Genomic DNA, 16094 nt, shown 5'->3' with positions numbered 1-16094 from the left:
AAGTGAATACATATTAGACTTGTGATATAATTACAGTATTATACAATTGAATAAAAAGTGGGGGGCTGAAAGTGAAATTCGTTACTTATACTTATAAAAATCAAACGTCAGCAGGAATATTAATAGGAACTAAAATAGTTCCTATTATGGAAACTATGAAAAGACTTAATCTACCAGAAATAAGTGGGCTTCAGGAGTTTATAGAAATGGCCGATGACAAGATAATAATGATGTTAGAAAATGAAGTAATTACAACAAATACTTATACCATAGAGTTATCAGAGGTAAAACTTTTGGCGCCTATTCCTTATCCTAAGAGAAATGTGTTTTGTATAGGAAAAAATTATGAAGAACATGCAAAGGAAATCAAGATTACTCAAATTTCAGATAATTTTATACCAGAGCATCCTATATACTTTACAAAAGTGGCTAGTCCAGCTATAGGAACTGGAGAAAAAATTTGTTTTTCAAAAGAAACAACTACTGAGGTGGATTATGAGGCTGAGCTTGCAGTTATTATAGGGAAGGAAGGTACAAACATAAAGCTAGAGGAGGCAGAAGATTATATATTTGGGTATACTGTTGCAAATGATGTTTCTGCAAGGGATCTTCAAGCAAAGCACAAGCAGTGGTTTAAAGCTAAAAGCCTGGATACTTTTTGCCCTATGGGTCCAACAATAGTGCATAAAAATGAAATTGTTTTTCCTGTAGAGTTAAACATACAGTGCAAAGTTAATGGAGAACTTAGACAAAACTCTAACACTAGAAATATGATTTTTGATATTGAACATATTATAAGCGATTTATCTAAAGGGTTAACTCTTAGGCCGGGTGATATAATCTGTACAGGAACACCGGCTGGTGTTGGAATGGGATTTCTACCAGGAAAAATGTTAAAAGATGGGGATGTAGTGGAATGCTATGTGGAGAATATAGGTTCAATTGTAAACGAGGTTTATAATAAAAACTAAAAGCATTTAGAGTAAAGAAATAAGGGATGCATACAATAGGGCATCCCTTATTTTTAACAGTATTAATTAGTTAAATCTATTTTATTATAAACCCTTGTTTTTCTAAAAAATCCTTCATATGAGGTCTTTGAGGTTCCTTCATTTGATTAGATATTTGATTTGTCCATGTGTCTAATCTTTTTCCTTTAGTTCTTCTCTCATAATAATCTTTAATATGAATATCGTATTCTTCTATTTTTTCAGCATCGCCGTTTGTGTTGTATTCATCTGTTTTAAATATCACGTCTAGTGGTAATCTTTCTTTTTTCTCTGGATTATGATTAGGATAACCTAGGCACATTCCAAATACAGGGTATACACCATATGGCAAGTGTAAAATTTCACTGATTTGTGATGGATTATTTCTTACTCCACCTATATATACTCCACCTAGGCCTAATGATTCTGCAGCAATTAAAGCATTTTGTGCAGCAAGGGCAGCATCCACAGTTGCAACAATGAATGTTTCAGTATATCCTTCTTCCATAGTCACATTATTAATTTCACAACATGTTTTAGCACGGTTTAAATCGGCACAGAAAACTAAAAATAATGGACACTGTTCTACATAACTTTGTTCTCCTGAAAGATATGCTATTTTTTTTCTGTTATCTTTATTTTTCACACTTATAATTGTATAAGCTTGAATATAGCTGGAAGTTGCAGCGCTTTGTGCACATTCTATAATTGTTTTTATTTTTTCATCTTCTACAGGTTGATCTTTATATTTTCTTATTGATTTATGAGATTTTAATACATTTATAGTTTCATTCATATTATTTACCACCTTAATTAAAAATTTAAGAACATTTATTCTTGTGAACAATATACCATAAACTAATGAAAATAAAAAGTATGTATGTAATACAGTGTATGATAATCATTAAAAGGGGGTATTGTAATGACTTTACCGAATGCATTAAAAATAGGAGATACAATAGGGCTTATTGCTCCGTCTAGTGCTTTAAGACAAGCTGATGAGCTAGAAAAATCCATTAAAGTTCTTGAAAAACAGGGATTTAAAGTAGTAATAGGGAAAAGTTGTGGTGAAAAATATGGATATCTTTCAGGGACCGATGAAATACGTGCAAGAGATATAAATACAATGTTTGAGGATAGTAATATTGATGCAGTTTTCTGTTTAAGAGGTGGGTACGGAGCCCCAAGAATTCTTGATATGTTAAATTATGAAATGATTAGTAAAAATCCTAAGATTTTTATGGGATATAGTGATATAACTGCAATTCATATAGCATTAAACCAAATATGCAATTTAATTACTTTTCATGGGCCTATGACTGCTACAGATATGGTGGGAAACTTCGATGAGTTTTCAAAACAAAGTTATGTTAATGCAATAACTTGTATTAATCCCTTAGGACAGATGGAGAATCCGTTAGGTTTTGAGATTAAATCACTGGTATCCGGAAAGGCTAGCGGTAAAATAGTAGGTGGGAATTTATCGTTAATTGCAGCTACGATTGGAACTGCTTATGAAATAGACACAAAGGGTAAGATTCTGTTTTTAGAAGATATAGATGAATTTACTTATTCTGTAGATAGGATGCTGACTCAGCTTAGGCTTTCAGAAAAGTTTAAAGATTGCGTGGGCATAATATTAGGTGATTTTAAAAATTGTTTACCGCAATATGAGGATTCTGATCATACGTTGATGCAGGTATTTAACGATATTGTAGTCCCAGCTAAAAAACCTACCATATATAATATCATGGCAGGTCATTGCACTCCTAAAATTACAATTCCTCTTGGAGTAAAAGCACTACTAGATGCTGATATTTCTACTCTTACAATTATAGAAAATTCTTTGAAATAAGCTAAAGAAAGTTTACACTGGCTTTAATCCAGGTGAACTAGATTGTAAGGTGTTTCCTGGTAAACATAATAGTTTAACCAATTAGAAAATAGTAAATTAGAATGTCCTCTCCATTTCACAATAGGTGGTTTTGACGGATCGTCATTGGGGAAATAATTGTCTGGAACATTTATGTCTAAACCCTTTGCTATATCTCTGTCATATTCAGTTTTTAACGTTAATGGATCATACTCTGAGTGGCCAGTTACAAAAATTTGACGTCCTTTTTTTGCTGATACAATGTAAATACCTGATTTTTTTGATTTGGATAAGATTTGGAGCTCCTTTATTTTATCAATATCAACTTTTCGTATTTCGGTATATCTTGATTGTGGAACATAAAATTCATCGTCAAATCCGCTCAAAAGTCTAATGTTTTGTTTTGTTATTTCATGTTTGAACACTCCAAATATTTTGCTATCCAGTTTATGTTTTTCAAGTCCATAATGATAATAAAGTCCTGCTTGAGCACCCCAACAAATATGCAAAGTTGAGTATACATTATGTACACTCCATTCCATAATTTTTTTAAGTTCCTCCCAATAATCTACTTCTTCAAAAGGAACGCTTTCGATTGGAGCCCCCGTTATTATCATTCCATCAAATTTAGAGTCCTTTATTTCATCGAAAGTATTATAAAATTTAATCAAATGTTCTTCAGATATATTTTTACATGAGTGGCTTTCGGGATGCAAAAGTACTATATCTATCTGTAGTGGGGAGTTTCCAAGAAGCCTCAAAATTTGTGTTTCAGTTTCAACCTTTGTGGGCATAAGATTTAAAATTATAATCTTCAAAGGGCGAATGTCCTGATGAAATGCTCGGTCTTCTGTAATAGTAAAAATATTTTCTTTATTCAAAGTTTTAAATGCTGGTAAGTTATCTGGAATTTTTATTGGCATTTTAATTTCCCCTTACGCTAACTTATTTTTTTATGATAAATTTGCAATTATGCTATAATTTAAATGTAATAGTACTATATTGTCTAATAATTGTCAACAAACGTTACATTAGGCAAGAATAAACGGACAGGCTTTATTAAAACTGAATATAAAGTTAAAATACAAATAAACAGAATATTAAAAAAAAAGAAATTTAAGTGTTGACAAATTATTATATTGTGTATATAATAATAAATAATATAATAATTAAAGCTATGATAGAGAGAAAAATATCACGGTTGAAACTACAGAGAACCAACGTTTGTTGAGAGTTGGTGTTGAAACGGATATATAATGATCACTCTTGAGCTGCTGAGTTGAACTTGAAAGTATTGTGATTATAAACTGCAAAAAAAAATATTTGCATGATTATCACAAGGACAGAATTATTTTACATTGAGTAAACGAAGACGGGTGCTCCCGATATAGAGCTATGGTTAAAGAAATATATTTTGCTGTTTCGCTTGACCAAATAAGGAGGTAATTTATAATAATAAATTACGAACTAGGGTGGTACCACGAATCTTTCGTCCCTATAAACATAGTTGATATGTGTTTATAGGAATGGAAGATTTTTTATTTGTCCAAAAAGGAGGAATCGAAATGTATAAAACTATAAGTGCTAAAGTAGAAAATGGTATAGATGCTTTAGTAAGAGTTACCAATATTTTAAAAAGAAAAGAATTTCAAATAAGAGGTCTCGTGATGACAGAAGGTGAATTTGGCGAGTATTCAAATTTGAAGATAACTATAGAAGAAGGCTCTAATTTAGGGATAGAACAGGCAATGATGCAACTAAGAAAAATTATTAATGTACATGAAATCAAAGAATTGAAGGAGGTAGAATAATGTTAAATATCAATGAAAAATCAGATCATATGGAAGATGTAGAAAAAATCAATAATCCTGAGGAAGAATCACAAAATCAAGCTGAACATTATAACTGGGATTATAATATTAACTATTTTGGGGTGGGTCGTGGATCCGAAGAATAAGCATATAATAAAAAAAGCACATTGAGAACTTTGACAATGTGCTTTTTTCTGTAAATATAAAGGAGAATTATAAGTGTTTGTAGAACTATACATATAGAATATGAAAAAGTATTTATAAATTAATTTAATCAATATCTGTTATGTCTTAAAATTACATGAGGAGGGATTTGAATGACAGAAAATATGCTCAAAATATTAATATGTGATGATTCTTTGCTAATTAGGAAAAAGTTAAAAGAGGTATTAAAAAATTGTGGATGTGAAAATATTTTAGAAGCTACTGATGGTCAAGTTGCAATAGATGTATACAAGGAGAGTAATCCAGATTTAGTCTTTATGGATATAATTATGCCAATAAAAAATGGTATTCAAGCAGTTAAAGAAATAATGGAATTCGATAAGGATGCAAAAGTAGTAATGGCTTCTTCGGCTGGAACAAAAGAACATGTAAAAGAGGCAATAAAAGTAGGAGCATTTGAATTTATACAAAAGCCTTGGGAAAAAGAGCAGATTAATAAAATTCTTCATAATCTAAAATAAGAGAGGAGGGCGAAACTATGTTTAGTCAATATTTTGGTCAATACTTATTACATGAAAATTATCTTACTGCTGAGCAATTATGCACGGCACTAGAATATCAAGAATCAGTTAAATTAAAACTGGGAGTTTTAGCTGTAAATGCAGGATATATGACAGCAGAGCAGGCAAGTAAAGTACATCAAATGCAAACAAAGGCCGATAAAAGGTTTGGGGAATTAGCTGTAGATGCGAAGTATTTAAAAGAGGAGCAAGTAGATGAACTCTTATCTTCACAAAGTTTTGGACATCTTTTACTAGCACAAGCTTTAATAGATAAAAACTTTATGTCTCTTGAAAAGTTTGAAATAGCAATGAGCGCTTATAAGAAAAAATATAATATTTCAGAAGGTCAGTTTGATGCCATTCAAAAAGATGACGTAGATGAAATTATAAATATTTATGTAAATTTAGAAGAGGATAAATACGGTATAGAAATAAAGAACTATATTTCCTTATTCATGCGTAATATAATTCGTTTCATCCATTCTGAGGTTTATACAAATAATATTATGAAAGTTGAAGAGTACAAAACAAAATGTGCAGTAACCCAAACAATAAATAACAAGATTAATTTAAAAACATATATCAATGCAGAACGGGATGTATTTGTAAAATTAGCGTCCATATATGCAGAGGAAGAATTAACCTGTATGGACGAATTGGCTAAAGATTCTGTAGGTGAATTTTTAAATTTAAATAATGGGCTATATCTTGTAGGTATGTCTAATATAGGAATAGAATTAGACATGGAGCCTCAGTCTATTTGTTTTAATGAAACTATTTGTTCTACATATGTGCTACCAATAGAATTACCTTTTGGTAAAATAGAACTAATCATTTCTCATTTATAGTGAAAAGAACTGCCGGAATATATTCCAGCAGTTCTTTTCGCTATAAATCATTAAGTTTACTTAAAAACACTATTTATATTTTCTTTAAAACTAATACTGTTCTACTTGGAGAATAAATAGTGATGCCGATTTTATTGTCTTTACCTTTCAAAGGTTTTGTGTCATAAATATAATTTGAAGATATTCTATCATACCCACCAAATATATTCAGATCACTGTTAAATATAACTTCATATTTACCAGCATCCGCAGTTGGAAGTTCATATTCTTCGAAGGATTTTGTTGGATTAAAATTAAATAAGAATACTAAACCACCTTTTCTAAAGGCAAGTAAATTTAAATTCTCATCACTCCAAAGATTCATCAAATCATTTGCTCCTAATATATTATGAGACTTAAAAAAAGTCAACGTTTCTTTATCAAAATTCAACAAGTAATCATAAACTAGATTTTTATTATCTATTAAACTCCATTGTCTTCTTGCATAATGAAAACTCCAATTATTACCTTCTCTTGGAAAATCAATCCATTCTGGATGACCAAATTCATTGCCCATGAAATTCAAATATCCTTCACCACCTAGAGAGATAGTGAGAAATTTAATCATTTTAAGTACTTCTACAGCTCTATTTATAATGGAATTATTATCTGTTTTTAACATGTGATCATACATTGCAGGACCTGCTAAACGAAACATTAAGGTTTTATCGCCTACTAGAGCTTGGTCATGAGATTCGGCATAGCCAATACATTTTTCCTCAGGACGTCTACTAGTGAGTTCATACCATAACTGTCGCATACTCCAATTCTCATCAGTACGTTCCTTAAGTATTTTCACCCAAAGATCTGGTATTCCCATTGACAAACGGTAATCAAAACCTATTCCTCCATAGCTTACAGGAAGAGCTATACCAGGCATACCACTCATATCCTCAGCAATTGTAATTGCTGAAGGTTTAATTTCTCTAACTAATTCATTTGCAAATTGAAGGTATGTGATTGCTTCAATATCAGTATCAGTACTAAAATATTTACTATAATCTGTAAATGCTACTCCTAGACCTTGATGGTGATATAACATTGAAGATACACCATCAAAGCGATATCCATCAAAATGATATTCCTCAAGCCAAAACTTAATGTTTGATAATAGAAAATGAAGAACTTCTGGTTTGCCATAATTAAAAAGTTTTGTGTCCCAAGCAGGATGGCTTCCTTTGCTTCCAGTGTGAAAAAACTGATAGTCTGTTCCATCGAATTCATTTATTCCTTCTGCTATATTTTTAATAGCATGGGAATGTACTAAATCAAGTAATACTGTAAGTCCCATTGAGTGAGCAGTATTAATTAATAGCTTAAGGTCATCTGGAGTACCGAACCAAGATGAAACTGCAAAGAAGTTTGATACTTGGTAACCGAAAGAAGCATAATACGGATGTTGCATAATTGCCATAAGTTGTATAGTGTTATATCCTTCAGCTTTTATTCTTGGAAGTATATTTTGTGTGAATTCATTAAAAGTACCCATATCTTCTTTTTCTTGAGCCATGCCAACATGAGTTTCGTATATAAATAATGGTTTTGAATGATCCACGTGAAAGTCACTATCTTGCCAAACAAAAGGATTATCTGGTTGCCATATTTGGCCAAGGAAATCTTTAGTAACTGGATTTTGTACTGTTCTTTTAATATAAAGTGGAAGTCTATCTTTGGATTCACCTTTAGCCACTATCCTAACTTTTACATTTGACATATGTTTAAGGGCCTTACTACCGCTTAAAAAGATTTCCCAATTACCATTCCCTATTTTTTTTAAGGGGTGTGACTCAGGATTCCAAAAATTAAAATCTCCAATCAGATAGAGACCTTCTGCAGCTGGTGCCCATTCCCTATAATACCAACCTCCATCGCAGGGATGGAAGCCATAAAACAAGTTTCCATTTGCAAAGGATTCGAAATTAGAATAGTTAGAAAGCAAAACCTCTTTAGTTTCTTTATAATGATTTACTCTTAAGGTAATATCTTTTTCAAAAGGTTTGAGATAGGGGTCAATGTCCAATATTTTTATATTGTTTTTTTTCTTATGGTTATCCTTCATAAAAATCTCCTCCTACTATATAATAAGTATCTAAAACATACAATTATTATGGTTTTCTAAAAAATAGTATTTTATATGTATAATTCAACTTATAATGTTTGATTTCCTCTTTTATTTGTAAATTTAACGCAAAAGTATTCTGTTTTTCCCTCGAAATTACTGTGAAACAACCCTATTAATCAATTTATATACTATAGCGTTTAAACACATGTCACATAGTGCCTTAAAGCCTATTATACTGTTTATAGTAGGATTTATAGACTGTTTGTGCATATTGGTTACGTCAATATGCTATACTTTTTGTTGAGAATAGATTAGATGAGGAGTGTAATAAATGATTGAAAAAGAAAAAATGCTAAATGGAGAAGTATATAATGCCTATGATGAAAATCTAATACTTCTGAGAAATAAAGCGAGACATCTTACAAAAAAATATAATAATACAGACCCTGAGGAAATAGAGAATAGGATAAACATACTTAAACAACTATTTGGAAAGATAGGAAAGGATTTTGAAATAGAGCCCCCTTTTTTATGTGATTATGGTACCAATATTGAAATTGGAGAAAATTTCTATGCCAATTTTAATTTTTTAGTTTTAGATGATGGACTTGTTAAAATAGGAGACGATGTTTTATTTGCTCCTAATGTAAGTATATTTACTGCAACTCATCTAATTGATCCTAAGTTAAGACCCAAGAATGCTGATTATACAAAAACTGTAACAATAGGAAATAATGTGTGGATTGGCGGTGGAGCTATAATAAATCCGGGTGTAACTATTGGCAATAATAGCGTAATTGGTTCTGGTAGCGTGGTTACAAAAAATATCCCGGAAAATGTAGTGGCTGCTGGAAACCCTTGCAAAATAATACAATACATAGATAAGGAATGATTAAAATTGAAAAATATAGCTGATTTAACACTAAGAAGAGATTTGAAGTATGCAAAAAATGGCATAGCTCATTCTTTAATTTCAGGAGTAACATGGGGTATGGATGCCTTAGTACTTGGATATGTACTAACTCAATATCCATTTAATAATAATAAAGCTGCTTTAATGGTGGCGCCACTTGTAGGAGCATGCATACACACAGGGCTTTCAGCTTTGCTTACTGTGATTTACAATTTATTTACAGGTAAAATTAAAGAGTTTGGAAGATGTCTTTTTAGTAAAATGGGGATATTAATTATTATTTCTGCTATATTTAGTGGACCACTTGCAATGTCTGGATATTTACTTGGAATTAATTTGGCGGGGCCTTCATATACAGCAGTTATCACATCTACTTATCCTGCTATTGGAGCTGTTATGGCAGTGATTTTTCTGAAAGAAAAATTAAGTAAACGAGTTTTGACTGGAATTATATTATGCGTAATTGGAGCTGTAATTACAGGGTATTCACCAATAACAACTTCATTACCTCCCAAATTTTATTTGGGAATTATATTTGCAGTTGTAGCCTCAATTGGTTGGGGACTAGAAGGTGTATTTGGTGCTTATGCTATGGATGTTGTAGACCCAGAAATAGCTATTGCAGTCCGTCAAACTACTTCATTTTTTATGTATTTAATTTTTGTGATTCCTTTTATACATGGGTTTGAAATGCTAATTAAGGCAGTTACATCTCCTAGTATGATAGTTTTTGCATTGGCAGGTATATTATGTAGCATATCTTATATAACATGGTATCTTGGTTTAAGCAAGACTGGAGTAGGTAGAGCTATGGCTCTTAATATTACTTATTCAATATGGGTAATAGTATTAGACTTTATAGTAAATGGTGTACATGCTGCTCCAAATTTAATAATTGGGTGTTTGATAATCGTTTTTGGGGCAATTCTAGTTTCGGGTAATCCAACAGAAATGATAAAATTGAGAGAATATAAGGAGTAATAATATGATGTTAAAAATACCAATGAAATTTAGAGTACTTCAATTAATTTGTGAAAGAAGTATTGAACTTAAAATAATAGATACATATCAAATTATAAAACTAATTAATTTAGAATATGGAAGTGAAAGACAATGCTCAGATAAAACTATAAAAACGCATATTCTAGCATTGAAATCAATAGGACTTATTAAAGAAATTAACGTGTTTGAAAATAAGAATGAATTAATATCTGAGTATAAGTCCACACGTGAAGGATTTAATAGAATGAAACTTATGCCTAGTGGTACTGAAAGTTATAAGGAATGGGTACCGTTTAAAAGACGAGCTAGTTCTTTAATAAATCATAGCGGCTAAAATTATTATATGAAAAAAAGTGCGAATTTTATAATTCGTACTTTTTTTATGCTTATTCTTCTTCTATGTAAGTAATATTACCATCAAAAATATAATTAAATGAGGTTTTTGATCCTTCTAATACATACATCATTTTTTCGATTACAACTTGTTCTTCCTTATTAGTGGTGATAGACAGTGTGCCTTCTTCATTAACTTCAGATTTTAGATCAAATTCATATATAAAATCTTTTATAAGTCGTATCCATTCAGAAATATCATTTGAACCTAAACTTTCTTTTTTTGCAAAACCTTTTAGAGTTTTTTCTAGTTGTTTTTTTGAAAATCTCAATATATTTGCCATTATTTTGCCTCCTATTTTAACTCTAATAAAGTATAACATAAAAACCTAACTCATACCAATGTTCAAAGGTTTATTGGATGGAACAGGTGGAAATAGAATTGTAATATTAAAATAACATATTGATTAATAAATATGAAAAGTAAAGAATGCTAACTCTTGGTTACTCTTACTGAAGATGTAATTGTTTACTTTGTTAGTAATCACTTTATATGAGAATTTACCACCTTAAAATAAAGATATAAAATAGATATAGTATTACACATAATTTTTTATATGCAAGGAGGTTTCAAAATGAAACTTTTAAGAGAGTTACTGCTTATTTTAGTTATTTATTTTACTGGAGAAATTTTAGCTGAATTTTTATACCTACCTGTACCAGGTAATATTATAGGAATGATTTTACTTCTGATTTTACTATGCACTAATGTTGTGAAGCTTGAGATGGTGGAGACCGTTGCTAATTTTTTATTGGATCATTTAGCTTTTTTCTTCATCCCAGCTGGAGTGGGCCTTTTAACTTCACTTGTAGTAATTAAGGATAACTTTGTAAGATTACTTATAGTATGCTTCATAAGCACTATTATTACTATTGCGGTTACTGCTTTAGTGATTGAATTTATGACAAAAAAAATGCTAAAAAACAAAAGGGAGTGTCAGAGTGAATAGCTTACTTAATAACTCACTATTTGGAATTATGTTATCCCTATTTGCTTTTGAAGTAGGATGTTATATTAATAAAAAAACAAAAATACCAATTTTTAATCCATTACTCATTTCTATTACAATAGTTATTGGAGTATTAGTTGGTTTCCAGATAGATTTTAACGTCTATAACAAAGGTGGAGAATTTATAAATATGTTTTTAGGACCAGCTACAGTAATACTAGCAGTTCCGCTTTATAAGCAAATTTCATTATTAAAAAAGCATGTAGTACCTATACTAGTAGGTATTTTCATAGGAAGTACAGTTGGAATTATTAGTATTATATTGTTATCCCATGCTTTAGGGCTTAATGAGATACTTATAAAATCATTAGCTCCTAAATCAGTTACTACACCTATTGGTATAGAAATATCAAAACAAATGAAAGGAATTGCTCCTATAACCGTAGCAGCTATAGTTATCTCAGGAATTTTTGGGGCAATTGTAGGACAGCCAATATTCAAACTACTAAGAATTAAAAGTAAAATAGCTATAGGGATTTCACTTGGAACAGCATCCCATGCGGTGGGGACTGCTAAAGCCTTGGAAATTGGAGAAACTGAAGGTGCTATGAGTAGTCTTGCTATAGGGATTGCTGGACTTATGACAGTTTTTTTGGCTCCAATTATTTATACTATTCTCATCAAGATTATATGAATAAGTTAATTTACCAAAGTAACAACAAAAGTAATTTTAATTTTAACTTATAAATAGATATATAGATTATTAGGCTCAGACTGTGTTAAAATTAAAGATAAAAGTGAAATGAGGTATAAACATTGGATAATTTTAAGACAAATGCTATGAGAATTCTTGATAAGGCTGGAATTTTATATAATGCATATACATATGATCATAGCGATGGCTTAATAGATGGTATTTCCGTTGCGCTAAAAATGGGTCAGTCTACGAGTCAGGTATATAAAACACTAGTGACTAGAGCGTCGAGTAGAGAATACTTTGTTTTTGTAATTCCTGTTGTGGATGAACTTGATTTAAAGGCTGCAGCAAGAGCAGTGGGTAAAAAATCTATTGAGATGATTTCGGTTAATGACATTAATAAGATAACAGGATATGTCCGTGGAGGTTGTTCACCGATAGGAATGAAAAAAGATTATAAAACAGTAATTGATAGGACATGCTTAGATCAAAATACGTTAATTATAAGCGCAGGTAAAATAGGACATCAAATCGAACTGTCTCCAAATGATTTGATTAAACTAATTAAATGTAGTACGGATTGTATTACGGTAAAAAAGAAGTAAAAATTTATATATGAAATAGGGGAGGATTTGATGAATAAGGAAGTTATAAGATTTGGAGTTATAGGAACAAGTAATATTACAGAATGGTTTTTAAATGGTGGGTTGGAAGTTAAAGATTTTGTTTTAACAGCAGTTTATTCAAGAAGTGAAGAAAAAGGTAAGGAATTTGCAGAAAAACACAATGCATCTTATGTTTTTACTGATTTAAATGAAATGGCCAAAAGTGATTTAATTGATGCCGTGTATATTGCATCACCAAATGCATTTCATTCAGAGCAAACTATATTATTTTTAAACAATAAAAAACATGTATTATGTGAAAAAGCATTTGCTTCAAATACAAAAGAGGTAATTAATATGATACAAGCTGCAAAAGACAACCAGGTTATTTTAATGGAGGCAATGAAGACAACACAACTGCCGAATTTTAAAATTATTAAAGAAAATTTACATAGAATAGGTAAGGTAAGAAAGTATTTTGCGAGCTATTGTCAGTATTCTTCAAGGTATGATAAATATAGGGAAGGAATAGTGTTAAATGCATTTAATCAAAAACTATCTAACGGTGCATTAATGGACATAGGTGTTTATTGTATTCATCCTATGATAAATTTATTTGGGAAACCAAAGGAAATAAAAGCAAATGCTTTAATTCTTGAATCTGGTGTTGATGGGGAAGGTAGCATAACATTTAAGTATGATGAAATGGATGCTGTAGTTATGTACTCAAAAATAACGAATTCAAAATTGCCTTCAGAAATTCAAGGAGAAGAAGGAAATATAATTATAGAGAATATTAATAAATTTGAAAAGGTAAGAATTGTTTTTAGAGATGGGAAAGAAGAAGATCTAACACAATTTCATAATGAAAATGATATGTGCTATGAAATAGAAACCTTTATTAAAAGTATTAAAAGTGGTGATATGGAGGAAAACTCTAATTTATTTCAAACTTCTAAATGGGTAATGGAGGCACTGGATGAAGCAAGAAAACAGACAGGACTTGTTTTCCCAGCAGATTTAAATTATAATTAATTCTACATTAATACAAGAATTTATTATATAATAAAATTATATTTTTAAAAGTTAATAATGTTTAAAAAAATTATAGTTAGGATGTGTAAAGAATGGCAGAGATTAAATATGAAATAAAAGAAACGCTAGGTGCCCTCTCAGAATCTTCGAAAATGTGGAAGAAAGAATTAAATCTAATAAGTTGGAATGATAAAGAAGCTAAATATGATATTAGAGACTGGTCACCTGAACATGAAAAAATGGGTAAAGGGGTGACTCTTACTGCGGATGAGTTAAAGTTACTTAGGGATATACTTAACAAGTTGGAATTGTAGTAAATAATGCCTTCTAGGATAAAAGTTTAATTGCTGGCCTAGGAGGCATATTACTTGTGTATCACCTAATAATATATATAAATATGGGTATTATATATATTAAGAGGTGATTTTATGAAAATCAAGGCAGTATGTATTATATTTTCAGGTGTATGTATCATGGGATTCTATGGAATTATTGGTACAACACCTTCAGTTCAAGCTTTTAATATGTCTCAAGAACAATCAATAATATCCCAAGGTCAATTGAAAATCATAAACTCTGTTTCCACTGTTAAGCACGGAGGAACGGGTCTTATAACAATACAGGGAATACCTAATACTAGGTACAGTATTACTACTTCTTATAAATTAAATAACAAAATAATCTCCGTTATTCAATGGCGTACAACGGATGGAATAGGAGTTACTACATTTAACTGGATTGTCAATATGAATACAATTGCTGGAACTTATGATGCTACAATCTCTGGCGGAGGAGATATACTAAAGACAAACCATACGGTTGTGCCACGGTAAATTTAATATTCGAATTTTAAGTAACTTTTTATACTTTACAATCGTCTTATATGTAAAGTGAAATAAATTATGGTAGTATAGAATAAACTTACTTTGTAATGAGATTTTCAAAGTAAAACTCATCAAAAAAATAGGGGGTGCATGACACTATGAAAAAAAATTTTTGTATTATATTAATAGTTCTTACATTTGGTTTACTAACTGGTTGCAGCAAGGAACTAACAACAAAAGTTACTCCTCCAGAAAATACAGATAACTCTCAGCCTAAAGATACTAGTACCCAAGTTAAAGATACTAGTTCAAAAGACACTGTTGTAACAGCTAAGATAGGCGATTACTATCCTTTTGATAAAAACATAAAGTATACTTATGCTGGTGAGGGTAATGAATATGCAACTTATTCTGTGTTTGTTGACTATTTAAGAGGAAACCGCCAGCAGATTAGAGTTAATAATGGTGGTACAGAGATGGCTCAAGTACTGGAAAACAGTGATGGAGAATTAAGACGGATATACACTAAAGGAGAAAGCTATTACAGAGAAGATGTTACTTCCCAAAGTAATGAGACCGATGTTTTATTAAAAGAACCACTTGTAAAAGGTAATTCTTGGATATCATTAGATGGCAGTAAACGAAGTATCACTAGTTTAAAAGTTACGATAAAAACCCCTTTAGCTAGTTATGAATGCATTGAGGTTACAACTGTAGGGAAAGATAGTACCGATAAAAGTTATTATGCAGCTAATGTAGGCCTGGTTAAAACATTGTTCTCGTCTGAGGGCTATGAGGTAACTTCCTCCTTAAGTAAAATGGAGAAAAATGTACCCTTTGTTCAAACAGTTAAATTTTATTACCCAAATGGAAATGACGGTATGAATTATACTACTGCTAAACAGCTATTCTTTAATACAAATGATAACACTAAAAAAATGTTTGAGAATCATTTTAAAGAAGCACCAAATAAAAATACAGGAAAATTAATTAGTACTAACACAACAATAAAAAGTCTTTATCTAAATAATGATAATATGGTATACGTGGATTTTTCAAAAGAATTTACTAAGGAAATGAATGCTGGTAGTGGTTATGAAAGCCAGATTCTACAATGTATTACTAATACATTGGGTGATTATTATATGGTGAAAAAGGTTTATATAACAGTGGAAGGTAAGCCTTATAGTTCTGGTCATATATTAATGAAAAAAGGTGAAGCTTTTACTGTGAATCATAAAAATACTAAATAATTTTAAGATAAAGGGATTACATTTTAGTAATCCCTTTTGTGTTTTATTTAATCATTTTTGAAATTTTTAACT

20 protein-coding genes and 1 other annotated feature are annotated in these 16094 nt (G+C 30.6%); of the genes, 16 read left to right on the top strand and 4 right to left on the bottom strand.

From position 1 onward, the window contains the following. Positions 1-71: 71 nt before the first annotated feature. A complete protein-coding gene (locus ACREWB_RS13830; protein ID WP_431548031.1) occupies positions 72-971 on the top strand; it encodes a fumarylacetoacetate hydrolase family protein in 900 nt (299 codons plus the stop codon). Positions 972-1047: 76 nt separating this feature from the next. Here ACREWB_RS13830 and nfsA read toward each other — a convergent pair whose 3' ends face one another. Then, positions 1048-1785, bottom strand: a complete 738-nt coding sequence (gene nfsA / locus ACREWB_RS13825; RefSeq protein ID WP_431548030.1) for an oxygen-insensitive NADPH nitroreductase — start codon at positions 1783-1785, stop codon at positions 1048-1050. A 126-nt stretch (positions 1786-1911) separates the two neighbouring features. Here nfsA and ACREWB_RS13820 point away from each other — a divergent pair, with 126 nt between their 5' ends. Further along, the gene (locus tag ACREWB_RS13820; protein ID WP_431548029.1) at positions 1912-2844 is read left to right on the top strand and encodes a S66 peptidase family protein; all 933 of its coding nucleotides are present in this window, start codon (positions 1912-1914) and stop codon (positions 2842-2844) included. Positions 2845-2867: 23 nt separating this feature from the next. Here ACREWB_RS13820 and metA read toward each other — a convergent pair whose 3' ends face one another. Continuing rightward, complete coding sequence (gene metA / locus ACREWB_RS13815) at positions 2868-3785, bottom strand: homoserine O-acetyltransferase MetA (protein WP_431548028.1); 918 nt, start codon at positions 3783-3785, stop codon at positions 2868-2870. Between the two features lie 245 nt (positions 3786-4030). After that, positions 4031-4362 (top strand) — a binding site (T-box leader). Between the two features lie 65 nt (positions 4363-4427). On the opposite strand from metA, the gene ACREWB_RS13810 reads away from it, so the two are divergent. The 4 genes from ACREWB_RS13810 (at position 4428) to ACREWB_RS13795 (ending at position 6249) form a co-directional block, all read left to right on the top strand. Then, positions 4428-4673 (top strand): ACT domain-containing protein, encoded by a 246-nt coding sequence (locus tag ACREWB_RS13810; protein ID WP_431548027.1) that lies wholly within the window; start codon positions 4428-4430, stop codon positions 4671-4673. Beyond that, positions 4673-4819, top strand: a complete 147-nt coding sequence (locus tag ACREWB_RS13805) for a hypothetical protein (protein ID WP_431548026.1) — start codon at positions 4673-4675, stop codon at positions 4817-4819. Before ACREWB_RS13810 ends, ACREWB_RS13805 begins: the two co-directional genes overlap by 1 nt. Before the next feature lie 171 nt (positions 4820-4990). Next, positions 4991-5359, top strand: a complete 369-nt coding sequence (locus ACREWB_RS13800) for a response regulator (protein ID WP_431548025.1) — start codon at positions 4991-4993, stop codon at positions 5357-5359. A 17-nt stretch (positions 5360-5376) separates the two neighbouring features. Next, positions 5377-6249, top strand: coding sequence for a cyclic di-GMP-binding domain-containing protein, MshE-related (locus ACREWB_RS13795; protein WP_431548024.1), 873 nt, complete (start codon positions 5377-5379; stop codon positions 6247-6249). A gap of 73 nt (positions 6250-6322) precedes the next feature. Here the strand turns inward: ACREWB_RS13795 and ACREWB_RS13790 are convergent, their stop codons facing one another. Next, on the bottom strand, positions 6323-8347 hold the full coding sequence (locus tag ACREWB_RS13790) for an alpha-amylase family glycosyl hydrolase (protein ID WP_431548023.1): 2025 nt from the start codon (positions 8345-8347) through the stop codon (positions 6323-6325). Between the two features lie 334 nt (positions 8348-8681). On the opposite strand from ACREWB_RS13790, the gene ACREWB_RS13785 reads away from it, so the two are divergent. From ACREWB_RS13785 to ACREWB_RS13775, 3 genes are read left to right on the top strand one after another with little or no spacing between them, the layout of a single operon-like run. After that, positions 8682-9242 (top strand): sugar O-acetyltransferase, encoded by a 561-nt coding sequence (locus ACREWB_RS13785; protein ID WP_431548022.1) that lies wholly within the window; start codon positions 8682-8684, stop codon positions 9240-9242. A 6-nt stretch (positions 9243-9248) separates the two neighbouring features. Beyond that, positions 9249-10244: a DMT family transporter gene (locus tag ACREWB_RS13780; RefSeq protein WP_431548021.1), complete on the top strand. Its 996-nt coding sequence runs from the start codon at positions 9249-9251 to the stop codon at positions 10242-10244. Positions 10245-10248: 4 nt separating this feature from the next. Continuing rightward, the gene (locus ACREWB_RS13775) at positions 10249-10599 is read left to right on the top strand and encodes a hypothetical protein (protein ID WP_431548020.1); all 351 of its coding nucleotides are present in this window, start codon (positions 10249-10251) and stop codon (positions 10597-10599) included. A 52-nt stretch (positions 10600-10651) separates the two neighbouring features. On the opposite strand, the gene ACREWB_RS13770 is transcribed toward ACREWB_RS13775, so the two are convergent. Continuing rightward, positions 10652-10942 (bottom strand): hypothetical protein, encoded by a 291-nt coding sequence (locus ACREWB_RS13770; protein ID WP_431548019.1) that lies wholly within the window; start codon positions 10940-10942, stop codon positions 10652-10654. A 291-nt stretch (positions 10943-11233) separates the two neighbouring features. Here ACREWB_RS13770 and ACREWB_RS13765 point away from each other — a divergent pair, with 291 nt between their 5' ends. From ACREWB_RS13765 to ACREWB_RS13735, 7 genes are all read left to right on the top strand, one after another. Beyond that, positions 11234-11608: a CidA/LrgA family protein gene (locus ACREWB_RS13765; RefSeq protein WP_431548018.1), complete on the top strand. Its 375-nt coding sequence runs from the start codon at positions 11234-11236 to the stop codon at positions 11606-11608. After that, on the top strand, positions 11601-12302 hold the full coding sequence (locus ACREWB_RS13760) for an LrgB family protein (protein WP_431548017.1): 702 nt from the start codon (positions 11601-11603) through the stop codon (positions 12300-12302). The genes ACREWB_RS13765 and ACREWB_RS13760 overlap by 8 nt, the downstream gene beginning before the upstream one ends. Positions 12303-12448: 146 nt before the next feature. Continuing rightward, on the top strand, positions 12449-12910 hold the full coding sequence (gene ybaK, locus ACREWB_RS13755) for a Cys-tRNA(Pro) deacylase (RefSeq protein WP_503417247.1): 462 nt from the start codon (positions 12449-12451) through the stop codon (positions 12908-12910). Positions 12911-12940: 30 nt separating this feature from the next. Next, positions 12941-13945, top strand: coding sequence for a Gfo/Idh/MocA family protein (locus tag ACREWB_RS13750; protein ID WP_431548015.1), 1005 nt, complete (start codon positions 12941-12943; stop codon positions 13943-13945). 92 nt (positions 13946-14037) lie between these two features. Continuing rightward, positions 14038-14259: a YdbC family protein gene (locus tag ACREWB_RS13745; protein WP_291639796.1), complete on the top strand. Its 222-nt coding sequence runs from the start codon at positions 14038-14040 to the stop codon at positions 14257-14259. Between the two features lie 114 nt (positions 14260-14373). Then, entirely contained in the window at positions 14374-14778 is a 405-nt protein-coding gene (locus tag ACREWB_RS13740) for a hypothetical protein (RefSeq protein WP_431548014.1), read from the top strand. A 149-nt stretch (positions 14779-14927) separates the two neighbouring features. After that, a complete protein-coding gene (locus ACREWB_RS13735; protein ID WP_431548013.1) occupies positions 14928-16022 on the top strand; it encodes a GerMN domain-containing protein in 1095 nt (364 codons plus the stop codon). The last annotated feature ends 72 nt before the right edge of the window (positions 16023-16094 follow it).

The sequence above is a fragment of the Clostridium sp. genome (genome assembly GCF_050717635.1).
GTDB lineage: Bacteria > Bacillota > Clostridia > Clostridiales > Clostridiaceae > Clostridium_AD.
The sequence above is the reverse complement of the archived record's forward strand: the minus strand, read 5'-3'. Positions and strand labels throughout refer to the sequence as shown.

Excerpts from the sequence above, each read along its gene's own strand:
- nfsA (WP_431548030.1), bottom strand. The coding sequence starts at position 1,785 with ATGAATGAAACTATAAATGTATTAAAATCTCATAAATCAATAAGAAAA.
- ACREWB_RS13820 (WP_431548029.1), top strand. The coding sequence starts at position 1,912 with ATGACTTTACCGAATGCATTAAAAATAGGAGATACAATAGGGCTTATT.
- metA (WP_431548028.1), bottom strand. The coding sequence starts at position 3,785 with ATGCCAATAAAAATTCCAGATAACTTACCAGCATTTAAAACTTTGAAT.
- ACREWB_RS13810 (WP_431548027.1), top strand. The coding sequence starts at position 4,428 with ATGTATAAAACTATAAGTGCTAAAGTAGAAAATGGTATAGATGCTTTA.
- ACREWB_RS13805 (WP_431548026.1), top strand. The coding sequence starts at position 4,673 with ATGTTAAATATCAATGAAAAATCAGATCATATGGAAGATGTAGAAAAA.
- ACREWB_RS13800 (WP_431548025.1), top strand. The coding sequence starts at position 4,991 with ATGACAGAAAATATGCTCAAAATATTAATATGTGATGATTCTTTGCTA.
- ACREWB_RS13795 (WP_431548024.1), top strand. The coding sequence starts at position 5,377 with ATGTTTAGTCAATATTTTGGTCAATACTTATTACATGAAAATTATCTT.
- ACREWB_RS13790 (WP_431548023.1), bottom strand. The coding sequence starts at position 8,347 with ATGAAGGATAACCATAAGAAAAAAAACAATATAAAAATATTGGACATT.
- ACREWB_RS13785 (WP_431548022.1), top strand. The coding sequence starts at position 8,682 with ATGATTGAAAAAGAAAAAATGCTAAATGGAGAAGTATATAATGCCTAT.
- ACREWB_RS13775 (WP_431548020.1), top strand. The coding sequence starts at position 10,249 with ATGATGTTAAAAATACCAATGAAATTTAGAGTACTTCAATTAATTTGT.
- ACREWB_RS13770 (WP_431548019.1), bottom strand. The coding sequence starts at position 10,942 with ATGGCAAATATATTGAGATTTTCAAAAAAACAACTAGAAAAAACTCTA.
- ACREWB_RS13765 (WP_431548018.1), top strand. The coding sequence starts at position 11,234 with ATGAAACTTTTAAGAGAGTTACTGCTTATTTTAGTTATTTATTTTACT.
- ybaK (WP_503417247.1), top strand. The coding sequence starts at position 12,449 with ATGAGAATTCTTGATAAGGCTGGAATTTTATATAATGCATATACATAT.
- ACREWB_RS13750 (WP_431548015.1), top strand. The coding sequence starts at position 12,941 with ATGAATAAGGAAGTTATAAGATTTGGAGTTATAGGAACAAGTAATATT.
- ACREWB_RS13745 (WP_291639796.1), top strand. The coding sequence starts at position 14,038 with ATGGCAGAGATTAAATATGAAATAAAAGAAACGCTAGGTGCCCTCTCA.
- ACREWB_RS13740 (WP_431548014.1), top strand. The coding sequence starts at position 14,374 with ATGAAAATCAAGGCAGTATGTATTATATTTTCAGGTGTATGTATCATG.
- ACREWB_RS13735 (WP_431548013.1), top strand. The coding sequence starts at position 14,928 with ATGAAAAAAAATTTTTGTATTATATTAATAGTTCTTACATTTGGTTTA.